Annotated in this window: 21 protein-coding genes; 16 read left to right on the plus strand and 5 right to left on the minus strand. The window is 46.7% G+C overall.

Features of this window, described 5'->3' with window-relative positions; genetic code table 11:
- Positions 1–54: 54 nt before the first annotated feature.
- Complete coding sequence (locus NST83_RS04790; protein ID WP_342416773.1) at positions 55–834, minus strand: Cof-type HAD-IIB family hydrolase; 780 nt, start codon at positions 832–834, stop codon at positions 55–57.
- Positions 835–993: 159 nt separating this feature from the next.
- On the opposite strand from NST83_RS04790, the gene NST83_RS04795 reads away from it, so the two are divergent.
- Positions 994–2,049, plus strand: a complete 1,056-nt coding sequence (locus NST83_RS04795) for a WXG100 family type VII secretion target (protein ID WP_342416774.1) — start codon at positions 994–996, stop codon at positions 2,047–2,049.
- Between the two features lie 209 nt (positions 2,050–2,258).
- On the opposite strand, the gene NST83_RS04800 is transcribed toward NST83_RS04795, so the two are convergent.
- Positions 2,259–3,692 carry a hypothetical protein gene (locus tag NST83_RS04800; RefSeq protein WP_342416775.1) on the minus strand — a complete coding sequence of 478 codons (1,434 nt, stop codon included), beginning with the start codon at positions 3,690–3,692 and terminating at the stop codon, positions 2,259–2,261.
- Positions 3,693–4,070: 378 nt separating this feature from the next.
- Here NST83_RS04800 and NST83_RS04805 point away from each other — a divergent pair, with 378 nt between their 5' ends.
- The 15 genes from NST83_RS04805 (at position 4,071) to NST83_RS04875 (ending at position 17,783) form a co-directional block, all read left to right on the plus strand.
- Complete coding sequence (locus NST83_RS04805; protein WP_137061660.1) at positions 4,071–4,517, plus strand: tellurite resistance TerB family protein; 447 nt, start codon at positions 4,071–4,073, stop codon at positions 4,515–4,517.
- A 28-nt stretch (positions 4,518–4,545) separates the two neighbouring features.
- Complete coding sequence (locus NST83_RS04810) at positions 4,546–5,139, plus strand: TerD family protein (RefSeq protein WP_014280005.1); 594 nt, start codon at positions 4,546–4,548, stop codon at positions 5,137–5,139.
- Between the two features lie 48 nt (positions 5,140–5,187).
- Entirely contained in the window at positions 5,188–5,763 is a 576-nt protein-coding gene (locus tag NST83_RS04815) for a TerD family protein (RefSeq protein ID WP_137061662.1), read from the plus strand.
- Between the two features lie 33 nt (positions 5,764–5,796).
- Complete coding sequence (locus NST83_RS04820) at positions 5,797–6,378, plus strand: TerD family protein (protein ID WP_137061663.1); 582 nt, start codon at positions 5,797–5,799, stop codon at positions 6,376–6,378.
- Between the two features lie 101 nt (positions 6,379–6,479).
- Positions 6,480–7,745: a TerD family protein gene (locus NST83_RS04825; RefSeq protein WP_342416776.1), complete on the plus strand. Its 1,266-nt coding sequence runs from the start codon at positions 6,480–6,482 to the stop codon at positions 7,743–7,745.
- 26 nt (positions 7,746–7,771) lie between these two features.
- Complete coding sequence (locus tag NST83_RS04830; protein ID WP_342416777.1) at positions 7,772–8,506, plus strand: TerC family protein; 735 nt, start codon at positions 7,772–7,774, stop codon at positions 8,504–8,506.
- Positions 8,507–8,702: 196 nt separating this feature from the next.
- Positions 8,703–9,845, plus strand: a complete 1,143-nt coding sequence (locus NST83_RS04835) for an HpcH/HpaI aldolase/citrate lyase family protein (protein ID WP_342417876.1) — start codon at positions 8,703–8,705, stop codon at positions 9,843–9,845.
- Between the two features lie 52 nt (positions 9,846–9,897).
- Entirely contained in the window at positions 9,898–11,238 is a 1,341-nt protein-coding gene (locus tag NST83_RS04840; RefSeq protein ID WP_342417877.1) for a phosphoribosyltransferase family protein, read from the plus strand.
- The gene (locus NST83_RS04845) at positions 11,235–12,386 is read left to right on the plus strand and encodes a cysteine protease StiP family protein (RefSeq protein ID WP_342416778.1); all 1,152 of its coding nucleotides are present in this window, start codon (positions 11,235–11,237) and stop codon (positions 12,384–12,386) included. Before NST83_RS04840 ends, NST83_RS04845 begins: the two co-directional genes overlap by 4 nt.
- Complete coding sequence (locus NST83_RS04850; protein WP_342416779.1) at positions 12,383–13,216, plus strand: HAD family hydrolase; 834 nt, start codon at positions 12,383–12,385, stop codon at positions 13,214–13,216. The genes NST83_RS04845 and NST83_RS04850 overlap by 4 nt, the downstream gene beginning before the upstream one ends.
- On the plus strand, positions 13,213–14,244 hold the full coding sequence (locus NST83_RS04855) for an ATP-grasp domain-containing protein (protein ID WP_342416780.1): 1,032 nt from the start codon (positions 13,213–13,215) through the stop codon (positions 14,242–14,244). Before NST83_RS04850 ends, NST83_RS04855 begins: the two co-directional genes overlap by 4 nt.
- 58 nt (positions 14,245–14,302) lie before the next feature.
- Positions 14,303–14,983, plus strand: coding sequence for a hypothetical protein (locus tag NST83_RS04860; protein WP_342416781.1), 681 nt, complete (start codon positions 14,303–14,305; stop codon positions 14,981–14,983).
- A 93-nt stretch (positions 14,984–15,076) separates the two neighbouring features.
- Complete coding sequence (locus tag NST83_RS04865) at positions 15,077–16,177, plus strand: toxic anion resistance protein (RefSeq protein ID WP_342416782.1); 1,101 nt, start codon at positions 15,077–15,079, stop codon at positions 16,175–16,177.
- Positions 16,178–16,516: 339 nt separating this feature from the next.
- Entirely contained in the window at positions 16,517–17,062 is a 546-nt protein-coding gene (locus tag NST83_RS04870) for a hypothetical protein (protein ID WP_137061670.1), read from the plus strand.
- Between the two features lie 43 nt (positions 17,063–17,105).
- Positions 17,106–17,783 (plus strand): VWA domain-containing protein, encoded by a 678-nt coding sequence (locus NST83_RS04875; protein WP_137061671.1) that lies wholly within the window; start codon positions 17,106–17,108, stop codon positions 17,781–17,783.
- A 153-nt stretch (positions 17,784–17,936) separates the two neighbouring features.
- Here the strand turns inward: NST83_RS04875 and NST83_RS04880 are convergent, their stop codons facing one another.
- The 3 genes from NST83_RS04880 to NST83_RS04890 form a co-directional block, all read right to left on the minus strand.
- Positions 17,937–19,067, minus strand: a complete 1,131-nt coding sequence (locus NST83_RS04880; RefSeq protein ID WP_342416783.1) for a Fic family protein — start codon at positions 19,065–19,067, stop codon at positions 17,937–17,939.
- 366 nt (positions 19,068–19,433) lie between these two features.
- The gene (locus NST83_RS04885; RefSeq protein WP_342416784.1) at positions 19,434–19,814 is read right to left on the minus strand and encodes a DUF3899 domain-containing protein; all 381 of its coding nucleotides are present in this window, start codon (positions 19,812–19,814) and stop codon (positions 19,434–19,436) included.
- On the minus strand, positions 19,814–21,457 hold the full coding sequence (locus NST83_RS04890) for a peptide ABC transporter substrate-binding protein (RefSeq protein ID WP_342416785.1): 1,644 nt from the start codon (positions 21,455–21,457) through the stop codon (positions 19,814–19,816). The genes NST83_RS04885 and NST83_RS04890 overlap by 1 nt, the downstream gene beginning before the upstream one ends.
- Positions 21,458–21,470 lie beyond the last annotated feature (13 nt).

Genomic DNA, 21,470 nt, shown 5'->3' on the forward strand with positions numbered 1-21,470 from the left:
AACAGATCTTATTTTTCTCTAGACATTGCCCAGTCAGTCAGCATTCCTGTTCGCTTATAACAAACCAAGCTTTTGCAGCCCGTACAAAATGCCGTCTTCATCTGCGCGTTTTGTGACCATTTTAGCTGCGGCTTTGGCTTCATCACAACCGTTACCCATTGCGACACTATGATGTACAGCCCTCAGCATTTCCACATCGTTCAAACCGTCGCCAAAAGCGTATTGATTTTCATCGGCAATGCCCAGTCTGGACGTAATTTCGCGGATGCCGATTGCTTTGGAGCCAGCGTGAGGAACAACGTCCACAGAACTCGGATGCCAGCGTACAAAGTCAAAAGCTTTGAATACCGCTTCATAGAAGGGCTCTTCTTCTACCGTACACATCAACAGCGTCTGATAAATATCTCTTCCCTGAAAATAAAGCGGATCGTACCCAACCGAAATCTTGGCCTTCAATGTCTGGACCGACTTCTCTACAAGCTCATCGTTAGGGATGTTGGCTTTCATGTTCATATGATCCATATATACGAGAGCATGATTATGAGTAAGGGCCAGATCAGTCATGGATTGCAAAGCTTCTCTGTTCAGCGGATTTGTAGCAACGACTTCCCCGCGAAGCACGACATATTGCCCATTAAAGCTGACGTAAGAATCAATTTCAAGCTGCTCACGGATTTCCTTGAACATAAAAGGCGCGCGTCCTGTGGCAATGGCTACCTCATGACCTTGCTCTCTCAAAGCAAAGACGGCCTTCTCAGCCGTTAGTGGCATTTTTTTGTCATCGTCCAGTAATGTACCGTCGATATCGAAAAAGATAATTTTTTTGTCTGACATGTTCTTACACCTGACTTTCAATAATGTATTGTCGAAATGAACTCATATGAATTCATTATATCAAAGGAACTGCTTCTGAATACACAAATACGTATAAATCCTCATGAATGTCTGACTTCTATAGCTTACAATATGAAATAAGGATTACTGTAAAATATAATGCCTATCTCCTATTTTCATAGACGGGATGTGATCATCATAAATAAAATCCAAGTCTCACCGGAGCAACTGGATCACGTGGCCTCCCAATTTGCCAATGCCCACGGAACACTGTATAACCAGTTAAATGGCCTGGATAACACAATGAACAACCTTCACAGCCAGTGGGACGGTATGGAGAGAAATCGTTTTTATAACGACTATCGGACGGCTAAATATACGCTTTCTTCTGTGTTAAACAAGGTTCAATCCATTGAAATTGAGCTGAAAAGCATTGCTTCGAAGTTTAGAAGTACGGATGACAACCCGCGTGGCTTCTGGACTGCATTAGCGGCGGCTATGAGCGCTAGTGCAGCGTCGGCGGGCGTTGGAGAAGCCGGGAAACAAGCTGGAGATGCCTCCGAGCCTCCTAAAAACATAGATGACTGGGATCGGGCAGACGCCGATAAATACCATCAATATGAGAAATTAATGAAAGATGCCGAGGCGATTGGAGACAAGCAGGTTATGCAGAAAATCCACGACCAGATGAACGTCCTACGGCTGCAATATGAGGACTCGGTGACCCGTACAGATTACAATACAGGAGAAACGTCCAAGATCACATCCGATTCTCTCGTCGCCGTCACCGAACTGACAGGTAAGGATGGCACGAAAACGGATATATCTATAGATAAAAAAGGAAACATTGTCAGCTACGAGCAAAATAATGACAAATACGATTACTGGGCCCAAGAGCATACCCAATCGGCTGGAGAGCACGCTCTGGGTAAAACGGCCCAGACCGTCACCGGGTACGGCATAGGTCTTATATTGTCGCGCGGAACTGGTGTTGGTGGAGCAGGTTCAGGTGCAGCCTCCGGCTGGGGAGAACATGTCGTCGGCATCGGTGGCGGCATGATCAGTGACAAGGTGCTATTCTCTGTACCAGATGAAGGCGAAACCCGCACCATGATTTACCGAACCGACAAGGAAACCGGACATATCGAAAACATGATTATCGTCACCAAGGGTGAAAATGAAATGGAGTACCGCTACTGGGAGGACTATAACTAGAGGCGGTCATGATCTGAAAACGATCATACTCAATGCGAATAGGAGTATCTATAAAATCTACAGTCTATTTTCTGGAACAGGTGAGCGGCAGTTGGAAACTGTAAAACTCGCTAGCTGGAGAAGTCTGTAGATTTTTTTGTTTCTTATAAAAAAAGCGCAGTGACTTCCGCTGAATTGGAAGGCTGCGCCTTTTTATTGCTACTTAATATTTACTGAGCTTCCCCATTCAAATAACGATAAAAGGGAGCATCCACCCAGAAGTGGTAGCTTTCCACCTCTACACCTGGCTTGATTTTACGTAACCCATCGCCAATGGAGGAAGCTTTGTCCGTCAGTGAAAAGGACTGGGCGTAATAGCGCCCCGCGCTGACCCGATTGTTCGCAATCTCCGTGTAGGCTGAGCCGGGGGAGGATAGGGAGTAATAGAGCGGCTGCCACCAGGACTGAGCGATCAGGCCGGCTTGATCTTTGCTGTTCTTTTTGGCGTATTGGTTGATGATGGCGTCAAAACGGTTCTTCTGCCCGATCGTCGCAAATTCGAGGGCAAGGTCATATTCCTTGGAGTAGGCGATATAGTTGCCGTTATGGATTTGCACGACTTTATAGTCTTCGGTCTGGACAGGCTGTCCCCATTCTTTCAAATATACGAAAGCCGAAGTTTTCGGTTCTAGCTGTACTTTGGCTTGAATGCCCTCGCTGCGAAGCAGCCCAATCAGTTGGATCGCGTGCTTGAGATCGCTGTGTCCGTAAGTAAGGGACAGCTTCGGATCAAAATGGGCATCATAGCGGCTGTCCTTGATGTTGTAGCCTGTGAACAGATTTTGCTGAAGTCCTTCGTCAAACAGGGCTTGCAGCTCCGGGGATTGGACGAGTATCTGTGTATCGTAGGCCTGATGGGTTTTAGCAAAAATGTCGTCGTCCTGTACTTGGCCTACGCTATTTTTGTATTCGCCGTGGAATGCCAGCACACGGCTTAATACCTCGGCGGTGAATGACGCATCGGCTTGGCCTTCCGGCTGGAAGGAGGACAGCTCGCTTTGAGGCAGCAGCCCTGTATCTATAGCGACTGCCAGTTCCTGGGAGGTCGCTGATTGGGTCTCAGCAGTTCCAGCCAATGTACGAATACCCGATTTAGTCAGTACGGCCTGCGCCTTATCCGCAGGATATGTAGCAGCCAACTCAGTCAATCCGGCGGCTTTTACAGCTATACGGATCGTGTCGTTTTGTGTCAGAGGAACGGACGGTTTTACGTCAGTGTTATCCAGAATATCTTCTGCATACAGTACTGCCGCTTGGGCATATAACGGATTATTTGACTCTAAGCCTGTAAAGGCGGTGTTTTTGTCCCCAGAAGCGGTACTTGAGCTGTTCAGATGCAACACGGTGGCAAGCGCGGCGATATATTCCCCTCTTGTCGGGGATGAGGATAACTGGATGTTAAAACGGTCCTTTAGATAGGTGAGCTGGTTATCCGAATCAGTAATATTGCTTGAACCGAGGATGCTTATTTGTTGGACGATCGGGGCTGCCGCGGGTGCGGCATAGGAATCAATAGGGCTGGAAAAGGCAGCGATGAATAGGGCGGCGGATAGGGGAATCATTTTCCAAGAGGATGGTCTTAGGTTAGCAAAAGGTGCGGTCATGTGAAATTTCCTCCTAAATAGGCTATACTATTTTATATTATTCCTAGCGAAATACTTGTAATTTGATAGAATAATAGCTTGTTCCTCTTAAACTGTCAATCCATCTAGAAGAATAGGGTGGTATTTAGCCTCATAATCCATATGGTTATACCTGCGTGCTATCTACGGACTTGCAATTAGGGTACCAAATGATAGATGATGGAAGAGGGCCTTTCCGTAGAGAATAGGGCTAAAGATGGAGAGGATACCTATAAAAAATAGATCAGATTTACCGTATTTTTGTATATAATTGTAGAAAAAGATCGTAATTCAGGTTATAGTAAAGGAAGAAATTAACTAGGATGCGTTTCACCCAAATACGATTTTGTGGAGGGCAACATGAGTACATTTAAAAATTGGCTGAACACAACTAAAAAGGGTCTTGGAGACCAGGTAAAGAAGTTTAAAAATAAAGATTTCATGGAAGCTGTTGTTGCGGGTTGTGCGCTGGTAGCCTTTGCTGACGGTAACATTAGTCCGGAAGAGAAAGCAAAAATGGCCGGATACATAAATCTCAGTGAAGAATTGAAAGTGTTTGATATGGGAGAGGTCATTAGCCGTTTCAATCACTATGTAGCGAACTTTGAGTTTTCGCCTGAAATCGGCAAACAGGAAGCGCTGAAATCGGTTGGCAAATTGAAAGGCAAGCCTGAAGTGGGCCGACTCGTCGTTGGTGTATGTAGTGCCATTGGTGCTGCCGACGGTGACTTTGATGCTGATGAACAACGAGTTGTCGCTGAAATTTGCGGTGCGCTGGGCTTGAATCCGTCTGAATTTAGTCTGTAAATTTTACGGAAGGGAGGTGTGTTAATCAGTGGCTGTAATTAATCTGGTTAAGGGCCAGAAAATTGATTTGACCAAAGGAAACGCAGGTCTGACCAAAGTTATTGCTGGATTGGGATGGGACCCGGTGCAGTCCAAAGGATTTTTTGGCTTCAAGAAGCAACCGAATATTGATTGTGATGCTTCTGCCATTATGCTGGACGCAAACGGAAAACTGACCCAATCGGATAACGTAGTATGCTTCCACAATAAAAAAAGCCCATGTGGGTCCATCGTACATTCCGGTGATAATTTGACCGGACAAGGTGACGGTGATGATGAACAAATTGTGATTGACTTGGCACGTATTCCTGCCAGTGTCCACAAAGTGCTTGTTGTTGTAAATATATATGATTGCGTAAACCGGAAACAGGATTTTGGCATGATCGAGAAAGCGTATATCCGCATTCTGGACGGTGCTAATTCCAAGGAACTGGTCACGTTTAATTTATCTGATAATTATGAAGGGCTGACTGCATTGGTTTGTGGAGAACTCTATCGTCATAACGACGAATGGAAGTTTGCTGCCATCGGTGAAGGCACGAATGCCGTACATATTGATGTGCTGGCTCAGCGCTACATGTAATTTTATTTTACCAATACCAAACTTAATTATGGAAAAGGGGTTCTTATCATGGCAATTAACTTATCCAAAGGTCAAAAGATCGATTTGACGAAAACAAATCCGGGCTTGTCCAAAATCACGGTCGGCTTGGGTTGGGACACGAACAAATACGATGGCGGCAAAGATTTTGACCTGGACGTATCTGTATTTTTGGCTAATGCAGAAGGTAAAGTAGAATCGGATAAGAACTTCGTCTTTTTCAATAACCCGCAAAATGAAAACGGCTCTGTCGTTCATACTGGGGATAACCGCACAGGCGAAGGCGACGGAGATGACGAGCAAATCAAAATTGATTTGGGCAGCGTGCCAGCTAACGTAGAAAAGATCGCTTTTACAATTACAATCTATGAAGCACAGGAACGCAGCCAAAACTTTGGGCAAGTGTCCCGTGCCTATGCACGTATCGTAAATGAAGCGAACAATGAGGAATTGATCCGCTTTGATCTGGGAGAAGATTTCTCAATCGAAACGGGCGTTGTTGTAGGCGAATTGTATCGTCATAGTGGTGAGTGGAAGTTCAATGCCATTGGTAGTGGCTACCAGGATGGTCTTGCAGGGTTGACTCGCGATTACGGCTTGGCGTAACTAAAATCTGTACAAAGAAAGCAGGTATACAGTATGACCATTAGTCTTTCCAAAGGACAACGTATTGATCTGACGAAAACCAATCCCGGCTTGACCCGTGTTGTCGTAGGTCTTGGATGGGATACGAATAAATACAGCGGTGGCGCGGATTTTGACCTGGATGCTTCGGCTTTCCTGCTGTATGAAGATGGCAAAGCCAAAGCTGCGGATGATTTTGTATTTTACAACAATCCAACCGGCGGAGCAGGCTCTGTAACCCATACAGGCGATAACCGCACAGGTGAGGGCGATGGGGATGACGAGCAAATCATCGTTGATTTTGCGAAAATTCCTGCGAACATCCACCGTATCGGAATCACGGTTACCATTTATGATTACGAGGCCCGTGCGCAAAACTTTGGACAAGTGTCCAATGCTTTCGTACGTGTGGTAGATGCAGCGACGGATCGTGAAGTGCTGCGCTACGATTTGGGAGAGGATTTCTCCACCGAAACGGCCGTGGTATTCTGTGAATTTTACCGTCAGAATGCAGACTGGAAATTCCAGGCAATCGGTAGTGGCTTTGCTGGTGGATTGGGTGCGCTTGCTAAAAACTATGGCTTGGACGCTCAATAATATCCACTTGGGGTGGTGTCCATAGGGCGCTACCCTTTTTTTAAGCCATTGAAATTGGCGTGCGCTGACACATGACAAACGGACAGAAAGGTGACACAATCATGGCTGTTAACGTAGTAAAGGGACAGAAGGCGGATTTGACGAAAACGAATCCGGGTCTGACCCAGGTCAACGTAGGGATCGGCTGGGAGGCCCCAGCGACACTGGAACTGGATACTTCGGCATTTTTGTTAGGCTCTGGAGGAAAAGTGTCAGGCGATGAGGATTTGATCTTTTACAACAATCCGACCACGCCCTTCATCACGTATTCAGATGGACAACAGACTGGTGACAAAAAGCAATTCGCACTTGATCTGACGCGGATTCCTGCCAACATTGAGAAGATTGCGTTCACGCTGACGATTTATGATGCGGATCAGAAACGGCAAAATTTTGGACAGGTTCAAGGCGGATTCATTCGTTTTGCTCATCCGGTTAGCGGAGAGGTTTTGCGGTTTAATTTGGACAGCGGATTTACAGTGGAAACGGCCATTGTCATTGGTGAACTGTATCGTCATAACGGGGAATGGAAATTCAACGCGATTGGCGCGGGCTTTTCCGGTGGATTGGATGCGTTGTGCGTCAATTTCGGGATTGAAGTGGAAAATAATCCGGCTCCGCCGCCGCCAGTGCCTACACCACCTCCAACTCCTCAGCCAGCACCAACACCGCCGCCAGCACCTCCTGCTCCGAAGCCAGAGCCATCTGCAACACCGGTGAATCTGAATCTGCGCAAAATTGAGCTGAAGAAGAAGGGCGACACCATCAATCTCAAAAAAGGCTCAGGTGGATTAGGGGAACTCCTGATCAATCTGAACTGGAATCAGGTGCAGCAGAGCAAGGGCTTTTTCAGTCGTGGCTCCAAGGGTGTCGATCTGGATCTGGGTTGCTTGTATGAGATGAAGGACGGAGATAAAGGTGTGGTTCAGGCGCTGGGTGAAGCTTTTGGCTCGCTGAATCGCTTCCCATACATTGCTTTGGACGGCGACGACCGGACAGGTTCTGTAAAAACAGGGGAGAATCTCCGCATTAACGGCGCTAAAATTTCTGAAATCAAGCGGATTTTGGTGTTTACCTTTATCTATGAAGGGGTTACGAACTGGTCGCAGGCGGACGGGGTGGTCACGTTGCATCAGAAGGACGGACCGGACATTGTTGTTCACCTGAACGAACATGACAACCGCAAGGGAATGTGTGCGATTGCCATGCTCCAAAATGTGAACGATGAAACGTTCAGCATTGAAAGACTCGTGCAGTTCTATGGCGGTCATCGTGAGTTGGATCGTGCACATAACTGGGGCATGCGCTGGTCACAGGGTAGCAAATAAACTGAATTATCGGAGGCACTCTTTTCATGTTGAATGATTTATTTAAAAATATCAGTGAGAACTACGGCCATTTCTTCTCATGGAGTGATGTCGTGGCGACGCTTACTGACCCGGTGAGTTGGGGGATCATTGGAACTCTCATTTTGCTGGAAGGTCTTTTGTCGGCGGATAACGCCTTGGTTCTCGCAGTTATGGTTAAGCATTTACCTAAGGAACAACAAAAGAGAGCCTTATTTTACGGGATTTTGGGTGCGTATGTATTCAGGTTCCTCGCCATCGGCTTGGGTACGTTCCTGATTAAGTTTACGCTGATTAAGGTGCTGGGAGCGGCTTATCTTCTCTTTATTGCTTATAAGGGCTTATTCAAGTCCGAAGGTGATGGAGAAGTGAAAAACAAACCTGCTTCTTTCTGGAAAACCGTATTAATGGTCGAACTGATGGATATCGCCTTCAGTATTGACAGCGTCATTGCCGCTTTTGGTGTGAGCGAGAAAGTATGGGTTCTGTTCCTGGGTGGTATTCTCGGCGTTCTGATGATGCGCGGTGTTGCTCAAGTGTTCCTCAAGCTCATTGATAAATTTCCGGAACTGGAACAGACAGCCTTTATTCTGATCGCCATTATCGGGGGTAAAATGCTGGCTGCTGCTTTTGACTTTCATATGTCGCAAGTCTTGTTCTTCGGCATTTTGATTGCCGTCTTTGTAGGCACAATGGTGATTAGCTCGGTGAAAAGAAAGAAAAAGGCCGACGAAGAGGCTTAATGTACAAAGTATAGCGAAATCCCTCCTGAACCTAAGGGGGGATTTCTTGTATACCCGAGGCACAGGGCTTCAGTCAGGCAAGAATGAGCAAGAGGAGGAGAAGGCCCTGAAATATTTTAATGATTTGACCTCTGAGGAAGTAGAAGCGATCTTTTGCACGCCGCCATCAGAATTTAATAACCGATCCCCCAAAAGTATATTGGCTTACGCGATAGGGGCGGCTTTGTACATGCCTGCGACCCGTTCGGAAGTAGCGGAAGAGATCAAGAATGGAAAACATGAAGGATTGACGACGGTCATGCTGGATTTGGAGGATGCCATTGGGGATCAGCAGGTCGGGCAGGCGGAACAGTCGCTGGCACAGCAGTTGCTTCAACTATTGTCGTATGTACGGACAGGCTCGATGAGTGAACAGAGTTTACCGCTGCTGTTTGTACGTGTCCGGTCTGTGGAACAGCTCGAACGGCTACTGAACGGGTTGGGAGAATCTCTGTCGCTACTGACAGGCTTTGTTTTGCCCAAGTTTTCTTCAAATAATGGACGAGCGTATTTTGAACTCATTGCCAGATATAACCGGGGTAAGGCTGAACAGAACATCCCTGTGTTGTACGGATTACCGATTCTCGAAAGCTCCAACATCATTTACAGGGAAACCCGCTGGAGTGAGCTGCTGTCGATCAAAGAGATTTTGGACGAGTTTCAGGAATATGTGCTGAATGTACGAATTGGCGCAACTGATTTTTCCAGCCTGTTTGGCTTGAGACGTAGCCCGGATATTACAATTTATGAGATTGCCGTCATACGGGATTGTATCGCTGATATCATTAACCTGTTTGGACGCGTGGACTCCGATTATGTCATTTCCGGTCCTGTGTGGGAATATTTCTCTCATCGGGAACGTGTATTTAAGCCTCAATTAAGAGTGTCGCCCTTTGAGGATGCATTTGGTAAGCAGGGGCGCAATCTGCGGATGGACTTCATTTCAGATGCAGTGGACGGACTAATACGAGAGGTCATGATGGATAAGGAAAATGGCATCATCGGCAAAACGATCATCCATCCTTCCCATATTAAGCCGGTACAGGCCATGTACGCAGTGACACATGAAGAGTACATGGATGCCATCTCGATTGTGGAGCGTAATGACGGTAGTCTGGGTGTATTCAAAAGCACCTATGCCAACAAAATGAATGAAATTAAGCCGCATTTAAATTGGGCTCATCGTATTATAAACAGATCAAAAGTATACGGGGTGTTACATGAACAACAACATTTTGTCAGTCTCTTACCCAACCACGAAAATACATCTGCTGCCTATACTGGAGCAGTTCAGCGTTAAAATCACCGAAACACACAATCCATTCGGCCTTCCTGTGGACAAGCTGTTTGCGATGGCGGCGCGGGTGAACAAGAAGCGTTCGTTTTTGTTTGTCAGCAAGGTGCTGGGCAAGCATATTCCGGTAAACCCATACACCTCTTTGTTGAGTGGAGCGGCACTTGCGATACTGCTGTACAAGGAGCTTGTACCCCAGACGGAACAACAGATGGACGAGCTGATCGGAGAGGCTGTGAGGGGGCTTCTGGACTCGGATTATGCCGAAGAAGCTTATCGTAAGCTGATGGAAGAACGTTTGGCTTTTGCGGAGCCGATCAAGTTTGTTGGCTTTGCCGAGACGGCTACGGCGCTGGGACACGCCATGTATCAGGTGTTTGCGGACGGTGCTTCGTATATTCATACGACGCGCGAGGATATTCCGGGTCTTCAGCCGATCATTCGATTTGAAGAAGAGCATTCGCACGCTGTTGATCATCGTTGCTATGCACTGGATGAGCATGCATTTGCGGGAGACGGTCCCATCGTATTGGTAGATGATGAAATTACGACGGGCAAAACGACCCTTAATATTATTCGGGATATTCAGGCACATTTTCCAAGAAAGCAATATGTGATTGCTTCATTATTGGATTGGCGGACAGACAGTGATGAGCAGGCTTTCACCGACCTGGAGGCAGAACTGGGCATTACGATTACGCCTTTAAGCTTGCTCAAAGGAAAGATTGAGATACAGGGAGTGCCGATGCTGGATCACACAGAATACGCTGGACAGGTCGGACGCGCAGAACATGCTGCTACTAGCATAGCAAAGGATACGACAGAGGATTCTGGAATAATTGACCACTGTTTTGCAGAGAATGCGGCTGGTTTTGAACGGGTAGTACACAGTTCGATTTCAACGGACGGATACGCCAATCAGGCTCCTTATTTGAAATATACAGGTCGTTTCGGCCTGCAATCGGCTGATAATATTGCGTTGGATGTGGAGATTACGCGTACTGCGGAACGATTGAAGAAGCTTCGCTCAGGGCAACGCACGCTGGTGATGGGTACGGGGGAATTTATGTACATTCCAATGCGAATCGCAGCGGAGTTAGGCCCGAATGTGTATTATCAGTCGACGACACGTAGTCCGGTGTATCCCTACCGTGAGGAAGGGTATGGCGTAGTTTGTGGTGTGCCTTATCCTTCGGCTGAGGATGGGACGGTACGCAATTTTATTTATAATGTAGACCCTGGTCAGTATGACGAGATCTTTGTTTTGATCGAAAGGGAGTCGGATGCACAGCGAATGAAGCCGATGCTGGATGCTTTGAACCGTCTTGGCTGCGATCAAGTGCATGTTGTTTATTTTAACCGGTTAACCGGGCAGGAGAGTAAAGGAGCGCGGATATGAAGCAGACACTCATGAAGCAAATACAGCAGAAGAACATTCATCCACCCGAGCCGTTGGGGAGCTATCCTGCATCGGATGTGACATTTTTATTGAAGGATTTGAGCCGGGTTACGTTGGAAAAAGGAACGGAGGATCGTGAAGAGGCGATTCAGTCGGGCGTCCATTATTCAGAAATGCTTCCGGTGGAATATGAGCCTACAGCGGAGTATATTGCGTTGTTTCACGAAACGCTCGCTCAATCGGCCAAAAAGGTGGCGTTAGCCGCAGCTTCTGTGGCTGAAATGATTGTGAGAAAAAGAGGCCTGAACACGGCGATTGTTTCGCTTGCCAGAGCAGGAACACCCATCGGTATCTTGATCAAGCGGTATATTGACTGGAAGTATGGCGTTTCTCTGCCGCATTACAGCATTTCCATTATTCGCGGCAAAGGTATTGACCGGAATGCTATTTTGTATATTTTACAGCAGCATGGGCTGGATACTGAGCTCCAGTTTGTCGATGGCTGGACGGGAAAAGGTGCGATTCGGCAGGTGCTGATCGAGGCTTGCCGTGAGATGAACGCGGATTACGGATTGCACCTGAATGATGATCTGGCGGTGCTAGCGGATCCGGGGAGCTGCTCGGATACCTTCGGCACACGGGAAGATTATTTGATCCCGAGCGCTTGTCTGAATTCGACCGTATCGGGTCTGATGAGCCGGACGGTATTACGCGACGATCTGATAGGCCCGGACGATTTTCATGGGGCCAAATTTTACGAAGCCTGGCGGTCGGTGGATCAGTCCAATACGTTTGTAGATACGGTTTCAGGTTACTTTCAAGATGTGGCTGCCGCTGCTGTTGCGTATGCTGAACAGAAGACATTGAATCCACCTGTGGTGACGTGGCAGGGCTTACGGGATATAGAGGCGATTCAAAAGGCTTTTGGTATTCAGGATATCAATCTGGTTAAGCCTGGTGTGGGGGAGACGACTCGTGTGCTGCTGCGCAGGGTGCCATGGAAAATTCTGATTGATCGTGAGGATAATCCGAATCTTCGGCATATTATACTGCTGGCAAAGGACCGGGGAGTGCCTGTCGAGGTATTTGAAGGTCTGACCTATTCCTGCTGCGGGATCATCAAGCCGCTCAAGGGAGGACAAGAATGATCTACGCAAGCGATCTGGATCAGACGCTGATTTACTCCGAACGTTCGCTTGGCGTGCCGCTGGAGTCCCCTGGGCTGCTGCCTGCGGAACACATTGAAGGGGCAACGGCGGCGTTTATTTCAGCACAGGCCCTCCAACTGCTGAAGACGCTACCGCCAGACGTGATGTTTATGCCTGTGACGACCCGCACGATGGCACAGTATGGACGAATCACGGTGTTTCAAACGGAGCTGGTTCCGGCATACGCCGTGACCAGTAATGGCGGTAACATCATCGTCGGAGGCGAGGTGGATCGGGAGTGGAATCGCAGCATTCACGAGCGGGTGCGCCGTGATGGTGCCCATGCGGAAGAAGCACGTCATGTATTCGGACAAGTGCTGCATGAAGATTGGGTTAGGAGTGAGCGTTTCTGCGACGAGTTATTTTATGCATTCGTTATTGAACGGGATCGTATGCCGCTGGAGCAGGTGCTGGAGAAGGCACGAATCATGCGTGAATTGGGCTGGGAGGTATCCATTCAGGGGCGCAAGGTGTATCTGGTGCCTGCGGCCGTGAATAAACAGGCAGCCGTGGAGCATATCCGTAACCTCACGGATGGAGGGCCTGTTGTAGCGTCCGGTGACTCTTTGCTAGACCGTTGTCTACTGGATTATGCCGACTATGCGATTGCTCCACGTCATGGCGAGCTGTATCGGGAACAGCTGCGGGATAAGCTGGAGGTCAATTACCGTTTTACGGATGTGTCGGGTGTATATGCTGCGGACGAGATTGTGGCTTATGTCCATGAAGTACAGCTCATTTCAAGAGAGATAGGGGACAAGGCTCTGTGAAGAAGCTCAAAGTGTATTTTAACCGCTGGTTTTCGGTGGCGTATCATTATATGAATGCGATTCGTAACAATGAGGACGGTATTCCGTTCGAAATCTATGCGACGCACTCGGACCCGCAGCATATGGCACTACAGGCCAGTGATGTGGCTGAGGTGGAGCCGCGCATAAGTGGTGTGGAGTATGCACGTTATTGTGCGGATTTTTGCCAGCGTCACGGAATTGATGTGTTTATTCCACGGTGGAATATGCTTGATATTAGCAAAAATCTTCATCTGTTCGACGAGATTGGGACGAAGGTCATCGTATGCCGGGATACCGAACTGCTGGAGCAGTTGATGGAAAAGGATCTGTTTTACGAATCCATTCGCCAGAAGGATATTGTCACGATTCCCGATTATGCCATTGCCAGCAATGCGGAGCAGTTTAAACAGGCTTATGAAACGTTAACGGCACGCGGGCATAAGGTATGCTTCAAGCCATGTAATGCAGAGGGAGGAATGGGCTTTCGCATCATCGACAACGAACGTAACCCGCTGGAGGAGCTGTTCGGTCATGCGCTGAACCATATTTCGTTCGAGGAGGCATATCGTGTATTGTCATCCACGGAGTCGTTCCCCAACCTGATGGTGATGGAGCTGCTGGAGGGCTATGAATACAGTATTGATTGTCTGGCTGATCTAAACGGAAAGCTGCTGGCAGCAGTTCCACGCAGGAAGGCGGGAGGGCGATTACGGTTGCTGGAGCAGCATACCGAGCTGCTGGATGTGGCGCATAAGGTCGCTGAGGCGTATCACATTCCGTACAATTATAATATTCAGGTAAAATATAACGGCGAGTGTCCCAAGCTGCTGGAGATCAATCCGCGGATGTCTGGCGGGCTGCATGTATCCTGCTTGTCCGGCATCAATTTTCCTTATCTGGCGGTGAAATCGGCTTTGGGTCATGAGGTGGGTCCGCTTTATCCGCAATACGACATTTTAGCCAGTCATATTGAGCAGCCAATCACCATACGTAAATCCTTACATTGACACATGTAGAGTGTATTTTCTACAATATGGTAAGGGTTTACGTCAGGAGGTACAAGCTATGACGTCAAAAATGTGGGGAACCACGATTGCCGTGGGCAGCTATCTGATTGCGCTTTTGCTGAGCTTTTGGTTGCCATTGTTTGTGTGTTTGGCGATTCCGATCATTGGTTTAGGGGGATACAACGTCGTTATGGCTATCCGCCATCCCCGACCCAATCTGACGGGTTCTGTTATACCGGTAGAGCAGGCACAAGCTGTTGAGACACAAAAGATTGAAAAGGAATCCTCGGCACCAACAGAGCCTGTAATTGAGAAACCACGCTTATCAGAACAGGTGAGCAGCGAATTTGCTCAGGTCATGGAGTATCTGGAGGTATTGGAGGATATGGTAATCTCCGAGGGGCAAAAGGATGCGCTCGATAACGAGATCGTCGAGAAAGCATTGGCTCTGTTCGCACGTTTACAGCGGGTGATTCCGCTTTTGCATGAATTAAATAACAGCGAAGTGAACCACACGGTTCGGAGATTGATTTTGAAGGATCTGAATGGACTGATTAATCCATTTCTCCGGCTCAGCGGTGATGCCAAGCGAACCAATCGAAGAACGTTATTAAACGGCCTGCGGGATGTGGATAGCAAGATATCGGTGATTGTATCCACGGTGGAGCACAAGGATCTGCTTGAATTACAAACCAAAGCCGAACTGATTCACCAGCGTTATAGCAGTTCCGAATTGTAGGCTATTTTTTAAAAAAATCAGCGGCGTAGCTGCTCTGAACAATAACTATTAGCCATTGGATAACAGTTATTGGTAGAATAGGAGGTTAGCGTTATGGCGACCCCATGGTCTGAATTGAAAAAAGAAGACGAACAAAAGGTCACCGAGGAGGCTTCACAGCTCATCCAGAAGGTGTCACAGAGCGATGTCATGAGCCTGGATACCTTAATGGATGACATTGGGAAGCTGGGGGTTAAAACACAGGAGCGTGCGGGACAGACGCTTAAAATGCTGGATCGTCCAGTGAACGATCTCATGTCCGGCGACCGGGCTGAGGTATCGAACATGATCTTAAAGCTGCGGGATGAATGCGAAACGCTCCAGCAGAGCAAAAATGTGAGCTTTTTCGGCAAGCTTCTACGGAAAAGCCCGCTGAAAAACTACATTTACAAATATCAGTCGGTCAAAACGAACATCGAGCAAATCATTACAGCGTTGAGAGATGGTAAGGACAATCTGGAAGAAAATATTGTCGGTATGAGACAGTTGAAAAAGGCTTCCATTGAGGAAATCTACAATTTGCAGACGAAGATCGCCTTTGGCAATCGGTTGAAGGAGTTGTTCGAGACTGAGATTGCCAAGCCGGAAAATGAATTGAGGAAGTCTCATCTGGAACGGGGGCTGCGCAAGGTGGTTACTCGCACGCAGTCAATGACCGAAATGATTTTGCTCTACAATCAGGCGATTGCGGCCACGGATATTATTAATGATAATAATGATAAACTGATTGATTCCGTAAATAATGCCATTGATAAAACGTCGAATTTAATCACTGTATCGGCTATGATTGCGATGGCACTGGCGGATCAGGACAAAATCATTTCAGCCGTGGATGCCACGAATCGTACGATTGAGAATCAATTCAAGGAAAATGCCAAGCTTCTCAAAACGACGACGGAGAGAACGACCGATCTGCTTAGCAAGCCTTCGATGTCACTGGAGTCTGTGAATCAGGCGATTGGGGATTTGGTATCTGCTTTGGATTTATCCGAAAAATCCAATCGTCAAATTATTGAGAGCTGCCATGATTATACGAGCAAAATGACGGCAATCAACGCCAACCTCAGCCAACGTCTGGGTATAGAGGGGAAGGAACAGCCGAAGAGTTTGAAGGATAACGATTCTTCTGAAGGACTAAGCTCGTTTCTGAACTGATTTTACAAATGTAAAATAATGGACCTAACCTATTGAAAAGACGCCAGGGTGATCCTGAAAGGCGTCTTTTTTGGTTTGGGGGCAGCGAATAAAGGACATGATATTCATACATAGCAATCTCGTGCATAAACTCTTAAAAAGTGAATTAACAAAGGAGAGAACGAGTGTATGATGTCCTTTATTTTGGGGTGTGTGATTGTCTACCTGCTTGTAGCTGCCAGTAGCGAAAAAGCCGATTCTATCGTGGAGTTAAATGAATCTGTGAAATAAATTTTTTATTGAAAATCATGTATTTTCTGATAGGATAGAGTTAAATATTGGAATCCCAAAGGAGAATGCATGCTGGAATTTTCATTTGAAATCATCGACGAATCGAAAATCAACATTGTGTATCAGTATGGGAGCAGCAGCTTTAATTTCAACTTGTTTTTTAATTACGGTGTATGGACGCTGCATCCGTTTGACGGAATTCTGTTGCAAAACAAGGAAATGTGCCGTCTGATCGTGGGGGACCTGTTTAAGAACAAGGATTTTCATGTCATGCTGGTGCGCGAAAATATTTTGTTGTCAGCCTTGCGCACCTCTATTGATCTCAATCCCGAAACCCGTGGAGAGCGATACCAAGAGCAGGAGCCAGATGAGCTGTCTGAATTTGCCGAGGCACACAGCTTTGAAGATGTGCTGCATATGGAGCAGGATTCCATCCGCCAGCGTATCGAATTTTTCCAGAACATCATTCAAAAAATGTATATGGAAGGATTCGGCCCGGAAGACAGCGACTTTAACAAGGTACAAGCTATGATCCGAATTTACAAAGATGCGCATGACCAGCTTGGAGATTTGAGCGATTTTCCCCTGAGTGGCGACGAACGCCGCAGATGGTAGATTAGACGGGCTAAGGCAAACATCATAGAGGAGCGTGGGGAATATGAGCGGTATTTCTTTGCTTAAAAAGAATGCGCAACTGGTACTGACTAAAAAGAATCTAACGAATGTGACTGCGAGAGTTGGATTGGTGCTCGATATTTCAGGATCTATGAGAAGTTTGTACAAAAATGGAACCGTTCAAAAGGTGTTGGAGCGAATTGTCGCGGTAGCGAGTTCTTTGGATGATGATGGTGTGCTGGACGTATGGGTGTATGATCACCGTTTTTCGCGTTTGCCGTCCGTTACCGAAAATGACGTTGACAACTATGTTGAAAGACACATTTTGTCCAATGATTATTTGCCCAAGTTCGGTCGTAATGATGAGCCGCCTGTAATGCGGGATGTCATCGCCAAATACACCAAGGAAGAGCCTTCTGCTGATCCGGCTTTTGTTATTTTTATTAATGATGGCGGTGTGAAACGTGGAAAAGGAGACAACATCGACAACGCGGTAATTGATTCGTCAGGAGAACCGATTTTCTGGCAATTTATCGGTGTGGGTGAGTCCGATTTTGGCGTATTAAAAAAGCTCGACAACATAGAAGGTCGTGTGGTAGATAACGCTAACTTCTTTCAAATCCAAGATGTCGAAATCATGGAAGACAATGAATTGTACGAACTACTACTAAACGAGTTCCCGTTATGGCTGCAAGAAGCGAAAGACAAGCATATTTATTAAGCTTAGTAGGCCTTGTAATGTGAGAGTTCTACAAGGCTCATTTTGAAAAATAGATATTAAAAAGAGAGAATCCCAAGATTAAACTCCGCGGAACCCTCTCTTTTTGTGTTATCCATCTTGTAAACATAATAAATTATAGTGGGCACTGTCCATTTAGTCATTACTACCCAAAAGATACTGATATTTTTCGGATTCATTGCGAATATCGACGGCAAGCTCTTCATATTGGGCTGAAAGAACGATGGTACGGATACGTTGCGCCTCTGGATCTTTTGGCTCCAGGAACCCTTCTTCAATCCATTTTTTAATCTTTTCTCTTACCGTCCGTTCACCAGCGTCCAATAGCCTACAAATCTCAGTTATTGAGGCGGCATTTTGCTTGAATACCAATTGACGGAATAGCGTACGTTGCTGTATGTCCAGTTTACGGATCAGTTCAGGTTCTACCCTGAGCATCTCGCTATTTTTTTGTCTAACAATCTCTGCTGCCTCTGAGTATACCTCGGCCAATCCACTCAAAAAGTATTCCAACCAAACGGTTATATCTGCATCATTTCGACCAAAATAATAGTTATGGGAAAGCTTCATCTGCAACGCACGGTAATAATCATTTAGGTTTCGATCGTAGAAATTTTCCAAAACGAACAACCCTTTCAGACCATAGCCCCCTCTACGCAAAATGTACGTGGCGATCATACGAGCGGTTCGTCCGTTGCCATCCATGTACGGATGAATAGTTAGAAACTGCCACATGGCTGTTCCTGCTTGAATTGGAGCAGCTAAATTCACATTATGTGGCGAATTAACCCATGCAATCAAGTCTTCCATCAGAACGGGAACATCTTGAAACTCCGGCGGGAGATAAAAGCCTGTCTGATTGCGGTCGTCAACTTTATTTTGCTCATTACGGTATTCGCTCAGTCTAGGTCTGCGTCCATGTACTACTTTGATGATAGCATGTAGTTTTTTAATCCATTCTTCGGTGATGGGCAGTTCTCGCTGCTCCGACTCATCTAGAAATTCAATGGCCTTCATCAAGTTATAAACTTCTTGCTCTTCGTCGTTTTTACTGGATTTATAAAGAACCTTCCGTTTTGCTTCATTGTCCAGTGTGTTACCTTCCATTTTGGTTGAAAGAAGTACAGTCACCTCTTGCGCTTCTTTCTTTAATTCCTCAAGAATCGTTGCCGGAAGTGGAAGCTGCTCTACAACTACGCTGGAGCGTTCTATTTTCAGTAAGTCATTAATCATCGACGACGTAATGGTATATCTCGGCTTAAACATATTGAAACCCCCTTCTCATTATATTTTAACACATTTGCCGCTAAATTACCGCAAATTAATATAAATATGTAATTTGTTTCTTAACGATTTTAAGAAAAAGTCAACAAAAAAAGAGAGTCCCACGATTAAACTCCGTGGAACTCTCTTTTTTTGTGAACCTCAGTTCAAAACACGGTAGGCCAAGTTAAATCACTTGGCCTACCCCTCTTTCCACCTCTACACCCCTCTAAAACGTATAGAAGCTCTACGGCGGTTGCCAGCGGAGCGGGCAGAATTGTTCTGAAGAAGCGAAGCGTTCGCTTTTGTCCTCGGAAGAACAATCTGCACGCGCAGCGCCTACCAACCCCAAGAAAGCTTCTCATACGTCTAACCTATTCCCATTAAAACCATCGAACAAAGCACAAGTCCCGTACCGCAACCCGAGGTGTACACTTTGAGATGACGGAACACAGACGTTTTCCAGACAGTTAGAGACTCATCCGAACGCAAGCGTTCGTTCTCCTCCTGTAATGCCTTGGATTGTCGAATGAACAGATGTCTGATGTCGGCGAATCCCCGCAGGAAGAGGGTGAGAAACCCGCTTTGCAGGACGTGGAAGATTGCGCCGATCACCAAGCCCAGCAAGCCCAACAGGAATAGCAGATTCGCGGTAGCCATATTTTCACGATCATCTAATAGATGAGGTGAGGCATATAGATAACCAAAGGCGCCGACGATCAGGGCCGTTATTCCGAAACGCAAAAACATTATTTTTCGACCCGTTTGGCAAAACGAAGATCCGGGTTCGAACGGGCGTCAAATACGATGCCTTGAATTTTAGGGCTGATCAATGCCGTGTCCGCAGAGAATTGGATCGGGATAATTGGCAGATCCTCCATCAATACGTCTTCAGCCTGATGAAGCTGCTCGAAGCGTTTTGCCGGATCAAGCTCGAAGGTTGAGGATTCGATCAGTTTGTCATACTCCGGGTTGCTCCAGTTGGTAAAGTTGTTCGAGTTTTTGGAAGTATAGTGTCCCAATACGCCGAGCGGATCAAGGAAGTTTCCTTCCCAGCCCATACGGGCGATTTGGAAGTTCTTTTGTTTAAAGGTATCAATGTATGTTTTCCATTCCTGATTTTCCAGCGTCACTTCAACGCCCAGGTTCGTTTTCAGCATTTCCTGAATCGCTTCGGCCACTTTTTTATGCTTGTCCGAAGTGTTGTACTTGAAGGTGATCGGCGGCAGTTGGGTTAGACCTTCCTCTTTCAGACCTTCAGCCAGCAATTGTTTCGCTTTGGCAGCGTCGAATTCATAGTATTTCTTCGGCGCTTCGTCACGGAAGTCCTTACCGGATGGAGTTGTTGTTCCGTATGGTACGTATCCGTAAGCCGGAGTTTCGCCACCTTTGGTTACGTTGGTCGCCAGGATTTCGCGGTCAATCGCGTAGGCAATGGCCTGTCTGATTTTTTTATTGTCAAAAGGCTTTTGTTTTACGTTAAAAGAATACGTGTACACGCTGAAAGATGGATGCGACAAAAATTCCTTGTTGCTCTTTTCCTGATCCAGTGTATCGACCGGAAGACTCAAAATCAGGTCCAGATCGCCTGTTTTGTACATTTGATAATAGGTTGTGGAGTCTTGAACCATTTTAAAGTTAATCGTTGCCATCGTAATGGCACCTTTGTTCCAGTATTGATCGTTTTTCGCCAATGTAATTTGCTCATTATGCTTCCATTCCTTGGCTACATACGCGCCGTTGCCGACAATCGTATTGGCTTCTGCCGCCCATTTGTCGCTTTTCTCAACCACGGATTGGTTTACGGGCAGATACGCATGACCTACCGCGATTGTCGGGAAGAAGCTTAGCGGTGATTTCAGCTCGACCACAAGGGTTTTATCGTCTTTGGCTGTAACGCCCACATCTTCGACTTTACCTTTGCCTGTGTTGTAGGCTTCTGCTCCCTTGATGTAGTACAGAGCGGAAGGATCGTAGGCAGCCGTTTTCGGATTCAGCACACGTTTCCAGGAGTATTCAAAATCCTTGGCAGTAAGCGGGTCACCATTCGACCATTTCGCGCCGTCGCGGATCGTGAAGGTGTACGTTTTGCCGTCTGGAGTGACGTCTACTTTGCTGGCAGCGCCCTCTACGATTTTACCGGCTTTGTCATATGTATACAGACCTTCGTACAGGTTATCAATAACAAAGTAGGACGTTGTATCCGATGCAAAAGCAGGGTCCAGTGTATACGGCTCGCCACCTGCCAGGTTGGCTGTAATTTCCTGTGGAACATCTGCTTGCGGCGCAGCGGCTGGATCACTGCTTGCTGCTTTGTCTGTATTGCCAGAGCATCCGGCTAAAGCCGTTACTGCCAAAAGTAAAATGACAGTCATCCAATGCATTTTTTTCATCGTATAATTCCTC

Origin of the sequence: Paenibacillus sp. FSL R10-2782 (assembly GCF_038592985.1) — a bacterium.
Classification (GTDB): Bacteria; Bacillota; Bacilli; order Paenibacillales; family Paenibacillaceae; genus Paenibacillus; species Paenibacillus terrae_C.